This window comes from Salinicola halophilus (genome assembly GCF_003206155.1).
Lineage (GTDB): Bacteria > Pseudomonadota > Gammaproteobacteria > Pseudomonadales > Halomonadaceae > Salinicola > Salinicola halophilus.
Genome location: NZ_PZJV01000006.1, coordinates 582501 through 599392 on the forward strand (window position 1 = coordinate 582501; position 16892 = coordinate 599392).

Here is a 16892-nt window from a genome sequence, read left to right on the forward strand (position 1 = left end):
GCAAGATGAATCTGACAGGTGAAATGCTAATCGGCCGCGAAGCGGTCAAGGGCAGCCGCGATCCGATCCAGGCGATCAATCCGGCCACCAACGAGCGTCTCGACCCGAGCTATCCGGGCGGCACGCAAGCGGAAGTCGAGCGCGCCTGCGAACTGGCCTGGAACGCCTTCGATACCTATCGCGAGACCTCCCTCGAAGCGCGCGCCAAGTTCCTCGAGACCGTTGCCGACGAGATCGAAGCGATCGGTGACGATCTGATCGAGCGTGCGGTCGCCGAGTCCGGCCTGCCCCAGGCCCGTATTCAGGGCGAGCGCGGCCGTACCTGTGGCCAGCTGCGCATGTTCGCCCGCGTCGTCCGCGCCGGCGAGTGGCTCGACGTGCGCGTCGACCCGGCCCTGCCGGACCGTCAGCCGATGCCGCGCGTCGATCTGCGTCAGCGCCATGTCGGTCTTGGCCCGGTCGTCGTCTTCGGCGCCAGCAACTTTCCGCTGGCCTTCTCCGTCGCCGGTGGCGATACCGCATCGGCGCTCGCCGCCGGCTGCCCGGTCATCGTCAAGGCGCACGCCGCGCACCCGGGCACCAGCGAGCTGGTCGGCCGCGCGATCCAGTCCGCGGTCAAGAAGTGCGATCTGCCGGAAGGCGTCTTCTCGCTGATATTCGGCTCCGGTCGCGAAGTGGGCACGGCGCTGGTGACCGACTCCCGCGTCAAGGCAGCCGGTTTCACCGGTTCGCGCAGCGGCGGTCTGGCACTCTGGAAAGCGGCCCAGTCGCGTCCCGAGCCGATCCCGTTCTACGCCGAAATGAGCTCGATCAACCCGGTCTTCCCGCTGCCGGCAGCCCTCAAGGCCCGCGGTGAAGAGATGGCCAAGGCTTTCGTTGGCTCGCTCAACATGGGCGCCGGTCAGTTCTGCACCAATCCGGGGCTGGTCATCGCGCTGAAGGGGCCGGAGCTGGATGCCTTCGTCTCCGTCGCCGGTGAAGCGGTCAAGGGCAGCGCGGCGCAGACCATGCTGACGCCGGGCATCGCGGAAGCCTATCAGCACGGCGTCGATGCGCTGGCCGGTACCGGCAAGGCGAAGGAAGTGGCACGCGGCGAGAAGGGCGATGGCTCGAACCAGTGCCAGACCGCACTGTTCGTGACCTCTGCCAGCGACTTCCTCAACGAGCAGTCCCTGCAGGACGAAGTCTTCGGCGCCACGTCGCTGGTGGTCGAGTGTGCCGACCAGGCCGAGCTCGAGAAAGTCGCCGAGCACGTGGAAGGCCAGCTGACCATCACACTGCAGATGGACGATGCCGACCTCGAGGCCGCGCGCAAGCTGCTGCCGACGCTCGAGCGCAAGGCGGGTCGTATCCTGGTCAACGGCTGGCCGACCGGCGTCGAAGTGTGTGACGCCATGGTCCACGGCGGTCCGTTCCCGGCGACGTCCGATTCGCGTACCACCTCCGTGGGCACGGCGGCGATCTACCGCTTCCTGCGTCCGGTGTCGTATCAGAACCTGCCGGACGGCCTGCTGCCGGAAGCGATCAAGGAGAGCAACCCGCTCCACCTGAAGCGCCTGGTCGATGGCAAGCGCGAAAGCTGATCGCAAGATGTGCCGACGCTGATCCATGCGTCGCATGAAACGAAGGCCGCCCCTCGGGGCGGCCTTTTTCGTCTTGAACGGATTCTCAGCGGGCGGTGCGCAGGCTCGGCGTTCAGCCGCCCGCATCAGCACGCTATTGCCGTGCCAGCACCGCGCTTCTGCGTTGGCACGGGGCTGCCACGTCAGCACGACGTTGCCAAGCCAGCACGACGTTGCCATGCCAGCACGACGTTTCCATGGCAGAAGGGCGAACGGGGACCGCGGCAGTACTGTCCTTCCCCCGGTGCGACGACGCCGGCACCGCCTGTGAAAGCGATGCCGGCGTCGTCGTCACACGGCTCGCGCGTGAGCGCGCGGCTGGGCTAGACCGGGGTGACGGCAGCCTTGTCGGCGAGCACGTTCAGCAGGTTTTCGGCGGCGAGGTCGCACATGGCGTTGCGGGTTTCGTGGGTCGCCGAGCCGATGTGCGGCAGGCATGCGACGTTGTCCAGCGTACGCAGCGGCGAGTCCGCCGGCAGCGGCTCCTTCTCGAAGACGTCCAGCCCGGCGTAGTAGAGCGTGCCGTCCTGCAGGCACTCGATCAGCTCCTGCTCGCGCACCACCTTGCCGCGGGCGATGTTGACGAAGATCGCCTGGGGCTTGGTCAGCGAGAGCAGATCGCGGCCGACGAGCCCTTCGGTTTCGGCGGAGAGCGGGACGGTGACGCAGATGAAATCCGCCTCGCGAAAGAGCGTCTCGAGCTCGACCTGACGGGCGTCGAGCCGCTGCTCGACATCGGACTTGGCCGAGCGGTTCTGGAACAGGATCGGCATGTCGAAGCCGAAGTGGCCGCGCTTGGCCACCGCCTGGCCGATGCGCCCCATGCCGACGATGCCCAGCGTCTTGCCCTTGAGATCGACGCCGAACTGATCGCGGCCGAGCGAGGCCTTCCAGTCGCCGTTGACGACCATGCGGTTCATCTCGCCGGCGCGGCGCGCGGCCATCATCAGCAGCAGAAAGCCGGTGTCCGCGGTCGCTTCGGTGAGCACCTCAGGCGTATTGGTCAGCACGATGTCGTGCGCCTTGAGCGTCTCGACGTCGTAGTTGTCGACGCCGACGGAGACGCTCGCCACGACCTTGAGCTTCGGCGACTGCTCGATCAGTGCCCGATCGAACGGCACGTTGGAGCCGATGAAGGCGACCGCCCGGCTCATCGCCTCGCGAAAGCGTGCGCGGTCGTCATCGTTGGCGAGGCGCGTGAAGTGCACGACATCGAACGACTTTTTCAGCGAGTCGAGCAGCTCGGGATAGAGCTCGTGCACGACGACGATCGTCTCTTTCATGGGGCAACTCCAGTCTGCGAGCGAGGCGGGAAAACCGCCGGAAACGATCACCCGGGGTGATCGACGATGTCTAGATCATACATCGTACAAAGGGCGACCCGCGCCGTACCGGCGTTATGCCTTAGTCGTAGGGTCTTCACCGCTCGCCGATGATGGCGCGCGTCGCACGGTAGCTAGGCGCGCGGCCGGGCGCGTACAATGCGCGACCGCCCTGACCGATGCCGCTGCACGGTCGCAGGCCCATTCATGTCGTTTTCTCGAGATCCCGCGCTTTGCTCTCTACCGCCAATATCACCATGCAGTTCGGCGCCAAGCCGCTGTTCGAAAACGTCTCCGTCAAGTTCGGCCAGGGCAACCGCTACGGCCTGATCGGCGCCAACGGCTGCGGCAAGTCCACCTTCATGAAGATTCTGGGCGGCGATCTCGAGCCGAGCGCCGGCCAGGTCATGAAGGACGCCGCCACGCGTCTGGGCAAGCTGCGCCAGGATCAGTTCGCGTTCGAGAACGAGCGGGTGATCGATACCGTGATCATGGGCAACGAGGAGCTGTGGCAGGTCAGCGCCGAGCGCGAGCGCATCTACTCCCAGGCCGAGATGTCCGAAGAGGATGGCATGAAGGTGGCCGATCTCGAGGTGCGCTTCGCCGAGCTCGACGGCTACACCGCCGAGGCGCGTGCCGGCGAGCTGCTGCTCGGGCTGGGGATTCCGCTGGAGCAGCATCTGCAGCCGATGAGCGTGGTCGCACCGGGCTGGAAGCTTCGCGTGTTGCTGGCGCAGGCGCTCTTCTCCGACCCGGACGTGCTGCTGCTCGACGAGCCGACCAACCACCTGGACATCAACACCATCCGCTGGCTGGAAGAGATCCTGCGCTCGCGCAGCTCGACGATGATCATCATCTCCCACGACCGGCACTTTCTGAACAGCGTCTGTACCCACATGGCGGACCTGGACTACGGCGAGCTGACGCTCTTCCCCGGCAACTACGACGAGTACATGACCGCCGCGACCCAGGCTCGCGAGCGCCTGCATGCGGAGAACGCCAAGAAGAAGGCGGAAATCGCCGAGCTGCAGCAGTTCGTCAGCCGTTTTTCGGCCAACGCCTCCAAGGCGAAGCAGGCCACCTCGCGTCAGCGCAAGATCGACAAGATCCAGCTCGACGAGGTCAAACCCTCATCGCGCGTGAGCCCTTTCATCCGCTTCGATCAGACCAAGAAGATCCATCGCCATGCGCTCAACGCGGAGAAGCTCTCCAAGGCGTGGGGCGACAACGTGCTGTTCGAGCGCTTCGACCTGCAGGTGGAAGCCGGCGAACGGGTCGCGATCATCGGCCCCAACGGCATCGGCAAGACGACGCTGCTGAACTGTCTGACCGGGGCGATGACGCCGGATGCCGGGGAAGTGAAGTGGACCGACGCCGCCGAGGTGGGCTACTTCGCCCAGGATCACGCCGAGGATTTCGAAAGCGGCGAGACGCTCTTCGAGTGGATGCGCCAGTGGACCACCGAGGGTGAACAGACCGTGCGCGGCGCGCTGGGGCGGATGCTCTTCTCCAACGACGACATCGGCAAGTCGGTGAAGGTGATCTCCGGCGGCGAGCAGGGGCGGATGCTGTTCGGCAAGCTGGCGCTGCAAAAGCCCAACGTGCTGGTGATGGACGAGCCCACCAACCACCTCGACATGGAGTCCATCGAGGCGCTCAACCTGGCGCTGGAAAACTATCCCGGCACGCTGATCTTCGTCAGCCACGACCGCGAGTTCGTCGGCTCGCTGGCCACCCGCATCATCGAGATGAAGGAGGACGGCATCGTCGACTTCAGCGGCAGCTACGACGACTATCTGAAGAGCCAGGGCGTCTACGGCTAGTTTCGATCCTCGAGGGAGTCGTCCCGCCGGCTACAAGCGGTCACCGAGTCGACGGCAAACTGCAACGGCGGGTGAGCGCGGCGCTGGCTTATAGTAGCGGCATCGCCCCGGCGCGTTCGGCGCCGGGGGTTCGATTTCCGCGACTCGACGACGGAGCGACGCGACATGCGACTCCCCATGACAACATCTTTTTCTCGATTTTCTCTCCTTTCAGGCCGCGCCGGCCGAGTGCTGACGACCCTGGCCCTCGCCGCGGTGACGAATGCAGCGCACGCGCTGCCCTCGAGCTTTGCCACCGGCACCACGATCTACGACCCGGAGCGCGCCTACAGCGGCTACGTGCTCTTCCCCGGCGGGGATCGCAAGACCCATCTGATCGACATGAACGGCAACGAGGTCCACCGCTGGGCGTTCGAGGGCTTCCCGCCGGTGCCCCTGAGCCCCGAGCAGGCCGACGGCGACAAGGGGCGTCTGCTGGTTCAGCGCGAGCGCGTCGATACGCTGCCGGAGCACGCAAGCCCCGGTAACGGCCTGACCAACGCCTCGGTGGCGGAAGTGGACTGGGACGGCGAGGTTCACTGGCACTGGGGCAGCCAGGCGTCGCCGGTCTATCAGCATCACGACCTGCGCCGCCTGCCCAACGGCAACACGCTGGTGATGACCGCCGAGATGCGCGAGCTGAACGGCTTCGACTACGAGGTGATCGACAACGGCCTGGTCGAGGTCGACCCGGAGGGCGAAGTGGTCTGGAAGTGGATGACCGGCGATCATCTGGGCGAGATGGGCTTCTCCGACGCCGGACTGCGCTCGCTGAAGGCGTCGAAGGATCCCGACTTCCTGCACTTCAACACCGCCGTGCCGCTGGGGCCGAATCGCTGGTTCGAGGCGGGCGACGAGCGCTTCAAGCCGGACAACATCCTGGTCAACTCCCGCAACGCCAACGTCACGTTCATCGTCGATCGCGACAGTGACGAGATCGTCTGGCGCATCGGCCCGGAATTTCCGGCGCTCTCGCTCAACGGCGAGCTCGGCCGTGAGATCGATCAGACCGTCGGCTCCCACGACACCCATCTGATTCCCGAGGGGCTGCCGGGGGCGGGCAATCTGCTGATCTTCGACAATCAGGGCAACGCCGGCTTCCCCCCGGCGCGGCAGGGCTTTTTCTCCTCCTCCCGCGTCATCGAGGTCAACCCGACCACCAATGAGATCGTCTGGCAGTACACCGGCAGTCAGTCGGGTCGTTCGCCTTACACCTTCTACAGCGCGTTCATCTCCAGCGCCCGGCGCCTGCCCAACGGCAATACGTTGATCGACGAGGGCCAGAACGGCCGCCTCTTCCAGGTCACGCCGGACGGCGAGATCGTGTGGGAGTACGTCAGTCCCTTCTTCGGCAAGTCGATGCCGGGCGACGACTACGTGACGAATCAGACCTATCGCGCCGAGCTGCTCGACTACGACTGGGCGCCGGCTGGCACGCCGCGGGATGAGACCCCGGTGACGCCGGACTGCGAGCGCTACGTCGCCGCCCCGGGTTGCATGCCGGAAGGGTGATCGCCGCCGACGCCTGTGCCGGCGACCGCGTGTCGCAGGGTTGGCCACCGGCCCGACGGGTGCGGGGGCGGCCCGCGAGGCTTACACTGCGGGCATCGAAGACGGGGTGAGATGTCATGCGCAGCGACGGTGAAAGCGAAGGTTGGGGACCAGGCGAAGACGGTGACGAGGGCGCGGGGAAGCCGGCCGGTGGCACGACGCTGATCGTCGGCGCCGGGGCGACGGGGCTTTCGGCGGCGCGAACCCTTGCCGAGCGTGGCCGGGGCGTCACTCTGCTGGAAGCCGGCGAGCGGGTCGGCGGCAACCTTCGCAGCGAGCGCGACGGCGAATGGCAGATCGAACACGGCCCCAATACCGTGATCATGAAACCGCCGCTCTATGCGTTGCTCGAGGAGCTCGGCCTGCTCGACGAGGCCCAGCCGGCCAATAGCATCGCCAACAAGCGCTACGTGGTGCTCGACGGCGAGCCCGTGGCATTGCCGATGACGCCGGCGCAGGCGCTGCGCTCACCGCTGATCGGCCTGGCGGGCTGGATGCGACTCGCCCGCGAACCCTTTCTGCCGCGCGATGCGAACGCCGATGAGTCGCTGGGCGCTTTCGTCGAGCGTCGGCTCGGCCGGCGCGTGCTCGAGCGCATGGTCGACCCCTTCGTCTCCGGGGTCTACGCCGGCGACCCGGCGAGACTCTCGGTCCACGCGGCGATGCCGCGGCTGGCGGCGATCGAGCGCGACCACCGCTCGCTGATTCTTGGCGGTCTTTCGCGGATGCGCCAGAGTCGCCGTGACCCCTCGGCCGTGTCCGCCAAGTGGCGCGGCCAGCTGGTGAGCTTTCCGGGCGGGCTCGAGCGCCTGGCGGCGCGACTGGCCGAGTGCATCGCGGCGCAGCCGAACGCCAGCGTCGAGACCGGCTGCGAGATCGCAAGCGTGCGACGCGAGGCGGGCGTCTGGGTAGCGGCGGATCGACATGGACGGGAGTGGCGCGGCGAGCGGCTGGTGCTGGCGGTGGCCGCGCCCATCGCGGCCAAGCTGCTACGCCCGCTCGACCCGGCACTGGCCGAACCGCTGGAAGCGATCCCCTACCCGCCGGTCAACGCGGTGGCGCTGGGCTTTCGCGACGCCGACATCGACCACCCGCTGGATGGCTTCGGCGTGCTGATTCCGCGGGTCGAGAAGCGCGCGACACTGGGCGCGCTCTTCCCCTCCACGCTTTTTCCCAAGCGCGCCCCCGAAGGCCACAAGCTGCTCAACGTCTTCATCGGCGGCCGCCAATCCCCCGAGGCCGCCGAGGGTGACGACGATGCGCTCACCCAGCGCGTCATCAACGATCTTCGCGACGTGCTGGGCATTCGCGGCGAGCCGGTATGGCGGCGCGTGGTGCGCTGGCCGCAGGCGATTCCGCAGTACGAGATCGGTCATCTCGAGCGGCTCGAACGGCTCGACTCGGCGCTGGACCATCACGCCGATCTGCATCTGGTCGGCAACTGGCGCGGCGGCATCGCCGTGGGCGACTGTCTCGAGAACGGGCGGCTGCTCGGCGAGGCGCTCGACGCGCTCTGCAGCGACCCGCGCTAGAGCGATCAGCGTGGCGCGTTCGGGCAGCGCGATCGGTACGCGCCGCGAGCGTTACTTGTCCACCAGGTCGGCGACCGAGGCGAGGATCTCCTTGGGGCGGAACGGGTAGCGGTCGATCTCTGCCTTGTCGGCGATGCCGCTGAGCACCAGCACGGTGTGCATGCCCGCCTCGATGCCGGCGACGATGTCGGTATCCATGCGATCACCGATCATGCCGGTATCGTCGGAGTGCACGCCGAGCTTGTTGAGCGCGGAGCGGAACATCATCGGATTGGGCTTGCCGACGATGTACGGCTTGCGGCCAGTCGCCTCGGTGATGAGCGCGGCGACCGAGCCGGTCGCCGGGAGTACGCCCTCGGCGCTGGGGCCGGTGGCATCCGGATTGGTGCAGATGAAGCGCGCGCCCTCGTTGATCAGTCGGATCGCCTTGGTGATCGCCTCGAACGAGTAGGAGCGGGTCTCGCCGAGCACCACGTAGTCCGGCTGGGTATCGGTCATGATGAAACCGGCTTCGTGGATGGCGGTGGTCAGCCCCGCCTCGCCGATCACGAACGCGGAGCCGCCGGGCGCCTGATCGCGCAGAAAGACGGCGGTGGCGAGTGCCGAGGTCCAGATCTTCTCTTCCGGTACGATCAGACCGCTGTGCTCGAGGCGGGCGCTGAGATCCCGCGGGGTGTAGATCGAGTTGTTGGTCAGTACCAGAAACGGAATGTCCCGCTCACGCCACTGGTTGATGAGGTCCGACGCGCCGGGGATGGCTTTACCCTCCTGGACCAGCACGCCGTCCATGTCGGTCAGCCAGGACTTGATGTTGCGCCGAGTCGCGGTGTTGTCTTCGGCCTTGGCTGTCTTTTTGCCGCTTTCCTTGCTGCTGCTCATGGCACCTCTTGGCATCCGCCTGTGGATAGTTCGACACGATGTGTCTTGTACACAGGCAGTCTAGCAACTTGGGCGGTGTCCGGTGGGCGAGAGCCAGCGGATGCCCGGCTCTCGAGCCATGTCAGCGTGTCGCACCGGGACTAGTAGCCGCGACTGGCGTCGGCCTGATCGGCGACGCGGCCGTCGCGCTCGAAGCGCTCGATGTTGGCAGCCACGATACGGCTACCGGTGGGGGCGTCGATCAAGGACGCGATGTGCGGCGTGACCGTGACGTTGGGGTGCGTCCAGAAGGCGTGATCGCTTGGCAGCGGCTCGATGGCGAAGACGTCCAGCGTGGCGTGAGCGAGACGGCCATGGTCGAGTGCGGCGAGCAGGTCCGCTTCGATCAGATGCGGCCCGCGGCCGGCGTTGATGACGCTCGCGCCGTCGGGGAGCCTATCGAACAGCGCGGCATCGAGAATCCCGGTCGTCGCTGCGGTCAGCGGCAGCAGACAGACCAGAATCTCGCAGCGCCCGAGAAAGGCGTCGAATTCCGCTTCGCCGGCATAAGTCGTCACGCCCTCGATCTCGCGCCGGCTGCACGACCAGCCGAGCGTTTCGAAACCGAGGCTGGCCAGCGTCGTCGCCGCGGCGCCGCCGAGATTGCCGAGCCCCATGACGCCGACGGTGCGTTTCGTCGCGGGCGGCACGACCCGCTGCTTCCACTCACTGCTGCCCTGACTGGCGCTGATCGCCGGCATGTCGCGGTGATGGCGCAGCACGTGGAGCGCCACGTATTCGCGCATGCGCTGGGTCAGGTCCTCGCCCACGGTGCGGATGATCGGCACCTGACGCGGCAGCTCGGCGTCCGCCAGTACGTGATCGATGCCCGCGCCGAGCGAGACGATCGCCTTCAGGTTCGGGAAGGGCAGAAAGGCACCGATGGCGGGTTTCCATACCACCGCGTAGGTGACGGCTTCCGGCGCACCGGGGTCGTGGATCGAACGGATCGTCCAGCCCAGCAGCAGCGGCGTGAGCTGCTCGATCCACCAGTCGATCTTTTCACGGTTGGGGACGGAAACAACGATGGTCATGCGGGCTCCTCGAATCGTTCTGTATCTTCGGCCGCCAATCAGGGACGCACCACCGGGCCGTCGTCACCCAGTGAATCGAGGGTGAACGGGGCCGGCGCGGCACCGCCGCCGATCGGCTGGGTCGGGTCGTTGAGTCCCACGCACTCGCCCGTGACCGGATCGCGCGACACCGCCGAGACACAGGCGTAGAGCTTGGGAAAGACCGTCTGCTGGCTGATCTCGAGGGCGAAGCGTTCACCCAGCCGTCTCACGGTCTCCGGGGCGAAGCGCGGGTCGACGCGGACCGAGTCGCGGAAGCTCGCGTCGAGTCGCGGGTGGTGGATGGCGGCTTCGAGATCCATGTCGAAGTCGGTCATCAGCGCCGCTACCTGCGTCACCGCCGGCATGATCAGATTGCCGCCGGAGGCCCCCACCGAGAAGCGCGCCTCGCCATTCTTGACCGCTACCGTGGGGCACATGTTCGATGAGTTGATGCGCTTGTTGCCGGCCATGGTCGTCGGATAGCCCGGGCGCGGGTCGAAGTAGCTGACGCTGTCGTTCATCAGCATGCCGGTGGCGGGGAGCGTGACGCCGGAGCCGAAGCGGTTGAGCAGGGTGTAGGTGAGCGCGACCATGTTGCCGTCGGCGTCCACCGAGGACATCGACGAGGTGCAGGCGCCGTTCTCTCCATCAAGGTCACCCTCGGTCGACGACAGTACGCCGTTGCGAATCTTGTGCTCTCGCCAGCACTGCTCCAGCGCCTCGGCATAGGCGAGCCAGCTCTCAGGCGTTGGCGCCGCGGGCGGGGTCGGCATCGACGCACGGGTGTGGGCGAGCATGTCGCGCTGGCGTCGCCCGCCGGAAACCTCGCCGGGCGTGTAGAGCGTGTAGCCTCGGTGCTCGGCGGCCATCGGTTCATATTCGAACACCGCGTAGGCGGCGAGATCCTCCTGCGAGAGCCGCGAGCCGCCGGCCTGCAGATCGTCGATCATTCGCTTCGCCAGCGCGCCGCGGTAGAAAGTGTCGGCGCCTTGATCCGCGATTTCGGTCAGGGTTTCGGCGAGCCCGGGAATCCGGATTCGACTCTCCGGCAGGGCCGGGTGGCCGCCCGGCAGATAGATCGACGCCGACACCGGGTCGCGAGCGAGCGTGCGGGCGCAGACGCCGATCTGGAGGCTGGTGAACCAGTCGACAAAGAGTCCGCGTTCGGCCAGCTGGATCGCCGGCGCCATGACCGCGCGGCGCGGTCGGCTGCCGAAGCGCGACAGCGCATGGTCGAGCCCGGCCACGGCGCCGGGCACGGTGATCGAGCGGTAGCCTTCGATATTGGCGTTGTCGACTACACCGGGGAAGCCCATCGGCGTCAGCGGTCGGCCTGGGTCGAGCGGGTAGTCGTCGAGCTGGATGCGGCCGGGTAGCGTGCCCTGGAAGTCCAGCGCCACCGCCCGCTGCTCCCTGGCCAGCCAGATCACCATGAACCCGGAGCCGCCGAGCCCGCACATCCAGGGCTCGACCGCGTTGAGGGCGTAAGCGGTGGCGACGATGGCGTCGATCGCGTTACCGCCGGCGTCGATCTGGGCGGCGCCGGCCTGTGCCGCCAGCCGATGTTGCGATGCCACCGCGCCACGCGTCGAACGCGCCGCGGGCGTGGTCAGCGTCCAGTTGTCGATATCTGCCTGTAGTCTGTTCGTGGCCATGGATGCCTCAGTTCGCCAACGTGTCTTCGATCATGCGCGTGGCGCCGGTCAGGTCGCCCAGACGCTCCCCGGCGCTGACGCGGGCTTCGTTCTTGAGCCCTTTGGCAGTCTTGGCTTCACCGGCTTCAAGGACGGCATCGAGATCCTCCGACGCGATGAACAGTACGCCACACTCGTCCGCCAGCACCGCGTAGCCCGGCAGCACGGCGGCGCCGCCGACCGAGACCGGAATGTTGAAACCGCCGCCCGTGTTGTAGAGCCGTGTGGTCACCGGCGAAGCGCCGCGGGACCACATCGGGAAATTCTGCTCGCGAATCTCGGCGGTATCGGTATGCGGGCCATCCACGCAGCCACCGGCGATCTTCATCGAAGCCGCCATTCGCGTCACGCCACCGCCCCAGCAGGCGTACTTGCGGTCGCCGAGACGATCGACGGCAAGGAAATAGCCCGGTCCCATCTGCGAGAGACAGTGGTGCAGCAGGGTACTATCGAGCCCGGGGATCGCCAGCGTGCAGACGGTGCCGACGACGGTTTTCTGCGGTAACACCGGCGATATCTCCGGGGCGGCAAAACCGAAGTGATAGAAGTGGCCGAGGGTCGCGGTTTCGAGCTTGGCGAGACGCTCGAGCTTGTCGGCGGCGATCGGCTCGGGCATCGGATTGATCTTGTAGCTGAGCTGACTCATGGCATTGGCCTTGTCGTTATGTATGTCGTCGTGAATGTCGTGATGAGTATCGTCGTGAATGTCATTACTCAATGGTCGTCGTCGATCACGACGGCCCCAGTATCCAATCGGGCAGGAAGGTCACGATGCCGGGCAGGAATGTCACCAGCAGTAGCACCAGGAAGAGCGGAATCAGCATCGGCAGTACGGCCCGCGTCACGTCTTCGAAGCGCACACGACCAACGTTGGAGACGATGTAGAGACCGATGCCCATGGGCGGGGTGGCGATGCCGAGTAGAAGGCCGAGCTGGATGATGATGCCGAAGTGCACGCGGTCGATGCCGTAGGCATCGATCACCGGCAGCAGCGTCGGTACGAGTATCAGCTTGGCGGGCACGCCCTCGACCACGCAGCCGACGATGACGATGAAGACCAGCAGCAACAGCAGGAAGACGTTTGAGTTCTCGGTCAACGTGAACATCTGCTCGGCGATCTGCTGCGGCGCCTGCTCTATGGCCAGTATCCAGCCCATGGCGATCGAGAAGGCGATGATGATCATGATCACCGCGGTCATCGATGTCGTGTCGGTCAAGGCTTCGCGGAATTTGCTCCAGGTCAGCTCGCGATACCAGAGCCCCAGGCCGATGCAGTAGAGACAGGCCAGCACCCCCGCTTCGGTGGCGGTGACGATGCCGGTCATGATCGACCCGAGAATGATCGCGGGCGCGAGCAGGGCGAGGAAACCGTGCTTGCCGGACGCCACGATGTCACGCCTCGAGGCGCGCGGTTGAACGGGGAAGTCTTCCCGCGTGGCGCGCAACCGCAGATAGAGCATCAGTGAAAGCCCTACCAGCAGTCCGGGTATCAGACCGGCGAGGAACATACGCTCGATCGACACCTGCGCCAGAAAGGCGTAGATCACAAGGCCTATCGAGGGCGGAACCAGCGGTCCGATCACCGACGAGGCGACGGTGATTGCCGCGGAGAAGTCGGCGCGGTAGCCCCGCTCGCGCATCGCCTTGATCTCGATGGCGCCGAGTCCGGCACAATCGGCCACCGCGGCACCGGAAATGCCGGCGAAGATCATCGACGAGAGCACGTTGACCTGTGCCAGTCCGGCCCGGAAGTGCCCCACCAGCGCGTTGGCGAAGGCGAAGATACGGTCGGTGACGCCGGTCACGTTCATCAGGTTGCCAGCCATGATGAAAAAGGGCACGGCGGTCAGTGAAGCCTTGTTCACGCCCTCCAGCATTTGCTGGGGGATGATCTGCAGCGCCGTCGAAAAATCTGACGTGAGGAAGGCGAGGGTCACCGCGCCTCCGATGGCGATCGAGATCGGTACCCGCAGTAGAATCAGGACGAGAAAGACGCCGAAGAGCACGTAGATCATGGCGCGACCTCCGGGTGAACGGGCGCGCTGTTTTCGGGGAGTCCGACACACAGCTTGGCGATATCCACCAGCGCGGTCAGCGCCACCAGTGCGCAGGAGAGAAACAGCGGCATGAACAGCGCTTGGCGCGGCAGCTCTTCACCGCCCGGCAGTATCACGCCCTCGACGTAGCCCGCGGCGGCGGCGAGTACGGTGACGTACTGCTGGAGGATGATTACACAAACCCCCAGCGCCACAGCGTCGGCAAGCAGGCGGCTGACGAGGCCCGCCGCGTGGCCGAGGCGTTTGACCAAAAAGTCGATTCGCACGTCCTTGAGGCGTACGTGGATGGCGAAAAAGCCGAAGAAGCTGAGCCAGATGAACAGCACCATCGTCCATGGCCAGAACCACCAGACCGAGACGTCGAAGGGGCGAAGCAGAAAAGTGGCTGCGGTCAGCGCCAACATTCCCAGCAGGCACAGATTGCAGATCCCGAGCCACAGTCCTCCCAGTTTCCAAAGGCCGCGGTCCAGCAGCGCCACGCAGCGCTGCAGCGGCGACAGAGCGTCATTCATGGCAGGGCTCACTTCGCAGCAGCGCGAGTGTCCTGCACGCTCTGCAGGAAGCCATCCGGCAGATTGCCCTCGATCTCCAGGCGCTGGTAGCGCTCGCGGGTGCGATCGATGAACGGCTGCGTGTCCAGCTCGGTGTAAGTCAAACCGTCTTGCTGCATGCGCTCGAAGCTGGCACTGGCGATCTCGGCCATGACCGTCTGGCTCTCTTCACCGGTCTCGCGGTAGGCGCGCATCAGTCCTGCACGGGTTTCGTCGTCCAGCGCCTTCAGGGCGGCCTGGTTGGTCATGAAACCGACCGACTGATAGTACTCGTTGGTCCGTGCGACGAAGGAGGCGACCTCGTTGAAGCGCATCGCTTCCACCATCGATGCCGGGCTGGTGACCGCCTGCACGATGTCCTTGGAGATCGACTGGTAGACCTCGGTCCAAGGCAGCGTCATCACCTGCGCGCCGAGGTTGTCCCACGTCTTCATCAACAGTTGGTTGGCGGGCATGCGCATCTTCAAGCCCGCCACGTCATCCAGTGAGTTGACCGGGGTGTTGGATACGAGCACGCGATAGGGCCCGCGGATGATGGCCGAAGGGTCGCCAAGCGGCACGATACCGGACTTCTCAGCGGCGCTGGCGAACCACTCATCGACCAGTTCGGAATTCATGAAGCGCGACCAGTGCGCCTGGTCATCGAAAGCGAAGGGGGCGACTACCCACGCCAACCGCGGCTCCCAACGTTTCATGAAGGCGAAGCTCTCGGCGTAGATGTTGACCACGCCGGACTGCAGCTGCTCGAGCACGGCATCTTCCTTGCCGAGCTGCTCGTTGGGGAACATCTGGATGGTGAGCTCGCCGTCGGTGTATTCATCGACCCGCTCGGCGAAGTGTTGGAAAAGCTGCCCTTCCGGGCTATCCACCGGCATTTTGGTCGCCATGCGCCAGGTCTCGGCCTGAACCGGGGTCGTCAGCAAGGCAGCGGTCACCGCGGCGAAGGCGGCAGCCAGGATCGTTCGTTGCATGGGGCGCTCTCTATATTTGTACTTGGAATCGTTGCCCGGTACGCGCTCGAGATGATGGCTGCGCCGGGGCATAAGGAGTGAGTCGCGTTGATCAGAGGAAATCGATTCTCGAACCTAGCGTCCAATCGATTTTTCTTTGGATAGGGATAAGCGGTTTTTTTGCAGGCGAGCGCTTGGTTGCTGCGCTACTTGCCGTCGCGCATCGCCTCGATCAGCTCGGCGATGAGGAATTCGACGCGGGCGTTGTAGGCGCTGCCGTTCGAGGGCGGTGTGGGGTCGGAGGTCATCACCACGCTCATCGCCTGGGAGGGGATGACGTAGAGCAGCTGACCGCCGTAGCCCCAGCCGTAGTAGGCGGGCTCGCCGGCGATCTCGGTGAGAAACCAGCCGTAGCCGTAGTCATTGCCGTTGAAGAACGAATGGGTCCGGGGCTGCCACGACGCCATGATCCACGCCGTGGAGAGCACGCGCTCACCGTCGAGCGAGCCGCCCAGGCGGTAGAGCTCGGCGAAGCGCAAAAGCGCCCGCGGCGTGAATCCCATCTCGTTGCCGCCGAAGTAGATGCCCTGCGGGTCCCGGGTCCAGGGCGGTATGGCGATACCGAGCGGTGTGCCCAGCCATTCGCGGGCAAGCGCAAGGGTGCTGCGACCGCTCGCTTCGGTCAGCGCGGCGGAGAGCAGGTGGCTATTGCCGGTGGAGTAGAGCATGCGCCCACCGGGTTCGGCGACGAAGGGGCGAGTGAGGGCATTGCGTATCCAGTTGGCGCTGGTGACCCAGCCGCCGTAGTTGGCGCCGGATGTGCGCTCCAGCCCCGCCTGCATGGAGAGCAGCTGGCCCACGGTGATCGTCTCGACCCGCGGGTCGGTGTCGGCGGGCACGCGGTTGCCCAGCAGTTCGACGATGGGCTGGTCGACGCTCTCGATGACGCCACGCTCGATGGCGATGCCCACCAGCGCCGAGATCACTGTCTTGGAGAGCGACTTGATATTGGCCGTGCCGGCGGTGGTATGACCGCGAAAGCCTTCCTCGATCACCGTTTCGCCGTCCACGGCGACCATCAGGGCATGGCTGCGGGAGAGGGCACTGGCCTGGGCGGCCATGCGCTCGAGCGCAGCGGCCGGCGGCGGCTGGGCGAGTGCGGGAGCGATCAGTGCGAGGGTGAGCAGACTCGCGAGCGTCAGTCGGAGGACGGCGCACGGCGAACGCATTCCTCTCGGCGTCCGCTTCGGCGCCGACGCTGGACCCGCGCCCGAGCGGGTGCGTGGCCGTGAGACGGCGGATCGGGAGCGGGCGATACGGTGGCGTGTCGTCATTCTGGCAGTCTGGTCCAGGGCCGGGTTGGCGTCCAAGTCGGCGTGCGTCTTCTGATCGTGCCCGTGCCACTTGGCGAATGCCGCTTCGCAAGGTTCGGTGCCCGCGATTCCGGGGCGAATGGTCTAGGCTGAAGAGAGCGCCGGGTAGGGACGCCGGCCATGCAACGACACGATTTATCGATATGGGTCGTCTGCACGACTCATCGACACGACTCATTGACACAAGGAGACGTCATGATCATCACCGTGGGCGAATTCAAGCGACTGCTCGACGAGTACGACGACAATCTCGAACTGAGCTTCAGCGGGCTCGAGTACCATCGTCTGTTCGAGAAGGGCGACAAGCACCTCGAGGTCGAATTCGAGGAGAAGATCTTCAAGGACAAGACGGGCCAGACCCGGGTCCAGGAAGAAGAGCACTGAATCGACGCGATATCAGCGCTA

The 16892-nt window shown here is 65.9% G+C and carries 14 protein-coding genes; 5 read left to right on the plus strand and 9 right to left on the minus strand.

Features of this window, described 5'->3' with window-relative positions; all coding sequences use genetic code 11:
- Positions 1-5: 5 nt before the first annotated feature.
- Positions 6-1583: an aldehyde dehydrogenase (NADP(+)) gene (locus DOM33_RS14420; RefSeq protein ID WP_110670134.1), complete on the plus strand. Its 1578-nt coding sequence runs from the start codon at positions 6-8 to the stop codon at positions 1581-1583.
- Between the two features lie 362 nt (positions 1584-1945).
- Here DOM33_RS14420 and DOM33_RS14425 read toward each other — a convergent pair whose 3' ends face one another.
- On the minus strand, positions 1946-2905 hold the full coding sequence (locus DOM33_RS14425) for a 2-hydroxyacid dehydrogenase (RefSeq protein ID WP_110670136.1): 960 nt from the start codon (positions 2903-2905) through the stop codon (positions 1946-1948).
- 272 nt (positions 2906-3177) lie between these two features.
- On the opposite strand from DOM33_RS14425, the gene DOM33_RS14430 reads away from it, so the two are divergent.
- The 3 genes from DOM33_RS14430 (at position 3178) to hemG (ending at position 7889) form a co-directional block, all read left to right on the plus strand.
- Positions 3178-4767 (plus strand): ABC-F family ATPase, encoded by a 1590-nt coding sequence (locus DOM33_RS14430; RefSeq protein WP_110670138.1) that lies wholly within the window; start codon positions 3178-3180, stop codon positions 4765-4767.
- Between the two features lie 228 nt (positions 4768-4995).
- Positions 4996-6318, plus strand: a complete 1323-nt coding sequence (locus DOM33_RS14435) for an aryl-sulfate sulfotransferase (protein ID WP_204352694.1) — start codon at positions 4996-4998, stop codon at positions 6316-6318.
- Positions 6319-6434: 116 nt separating this feature from the next.
- Positions 6435-7889: a protoporphyrinogen oxidase gene (gene hemG, locus DOM33_RS14440; protein WP_110670140.1), complete on the plus strand. Its 1455-nt coding sequence runs from the start codon at positions 6435-6437 to the stop codon at positions 7887-7889.
- Between the two features lie 51 nt (positions 7890-7940).
- On the opposite strand, the gene DOM33_RS14445 is transcribed toward hemG, so the two are convergent.
- The 8 genes from DOM33_RS14445 to DOM33_RS14480 form a co-directional block, all read right to left on the minus strand.
- Positions 7941-8768 (minus strand): HAD-IIA family hydrolase, encoded by an 828-nt coding sequence (locus DOM33_RS14445; protein WP_110670142.1) that lies wholly within the window; start codon positions 8766-8768, stop codon positions 7941-7943.
- A 140-nt stretch (positions 8769-8908) separates the two neighbouring features.
- Positions 8909-9841, minus strand: a complete 933-nt coding sequence (locus DOM33_RS14450; protein ID WP_110670143.1) for a 2-hydroxyacid dehydrogenase — start codon at positions 9839-9841, stop codon at positions 8909-8911.
- A 38-nt stretch (positions 9842-9879) separates the two neighbouring features.
- A complete protein-coding gene (locus DOM33_RS14455; RefSeq protein ID WP_110670145.1) occupies positions 9880-11517 on the minus strand; it encodes a gamma-glutamyltransferase family protein in 1638 nt (545 codons plus the stop codon).
- Positions 11518-11524: 7 nt separating this feature from the next.
- The gene (locus tag DOM33_RS14460; RefSeq protein WP_204352695.1) at positions 11525-12274 is read right to left on the minus strand and encodes an RraA family protein; all 750 of its coding nucleotides are present in this window, start codon (positions 12272-12274) and stop codon (positions 11525-11527) included.
- A gap of 13 nt (positions 12275-12287) precedes the next feature.
- The gene (locus DOM33_RS14465; RefSeq protein WP_110670147.1) at positions 12288-13571 is read right to left on the minus strand and encodes a TRAP transporter large permease; all 1284 of its coding nucleotides are present in this window, start codon (positions 13569-13571) and stop codon (positions 12288-12290) included.
- The gene (locus DOM33_RS14470; protein WP_204352696.1) at positions 13568-14125 is read right to left on the minus strand and encodes a TRAP transporter small permease; all 558 of its coding nucleotides are present in this window, start codon (positions 14123-14125) and stop codon (positions 13568-13570) included. The genes DOM33_RS14465 and DOM33_RS14470 overlap by 4 nt, the downstream gene beginning before the upstream one ends.
- Positions 14126-14133: 8 nt before the next feature.
- Positions 14134-15135, minus strand: coding sequence for a TRAP transporter substrate-binding protein (locus tag DOM33_RS14475; protein ID WP_110670149.1), 1002 nt, complete (start codon positions 15133-15135; stop codon positions 14134-14136).
- A gap of 185 nt (positions 15136-15320) precedes the next feature.
- Positions 15321-16343, minus strand: a complete 1023-nt coding sequence (locus DOM33_RS14480; protein WP_110670151.1) for a serine hydrolase domain-containing protein — start codon at positions 16341-16343, stop codon at positions 15321-15323.
- Positions 16344-16682: 339 nt separating this feature from the next.
- Between DOM33_RS14480 and DOM33_RS14485 the strand changes: the two genes are divergently transcribed.
- Entirely contained in the window at positions 16683-16871 is a 189-nt protein-coding gene (locus DOM33_RS14485; RefSeq protein WP_110670153.1) for a hypothetical protein, read from the plus strand.
- The last annotated feature ends 21 nt before the right edge of the window (positions 16872-16892 follow it).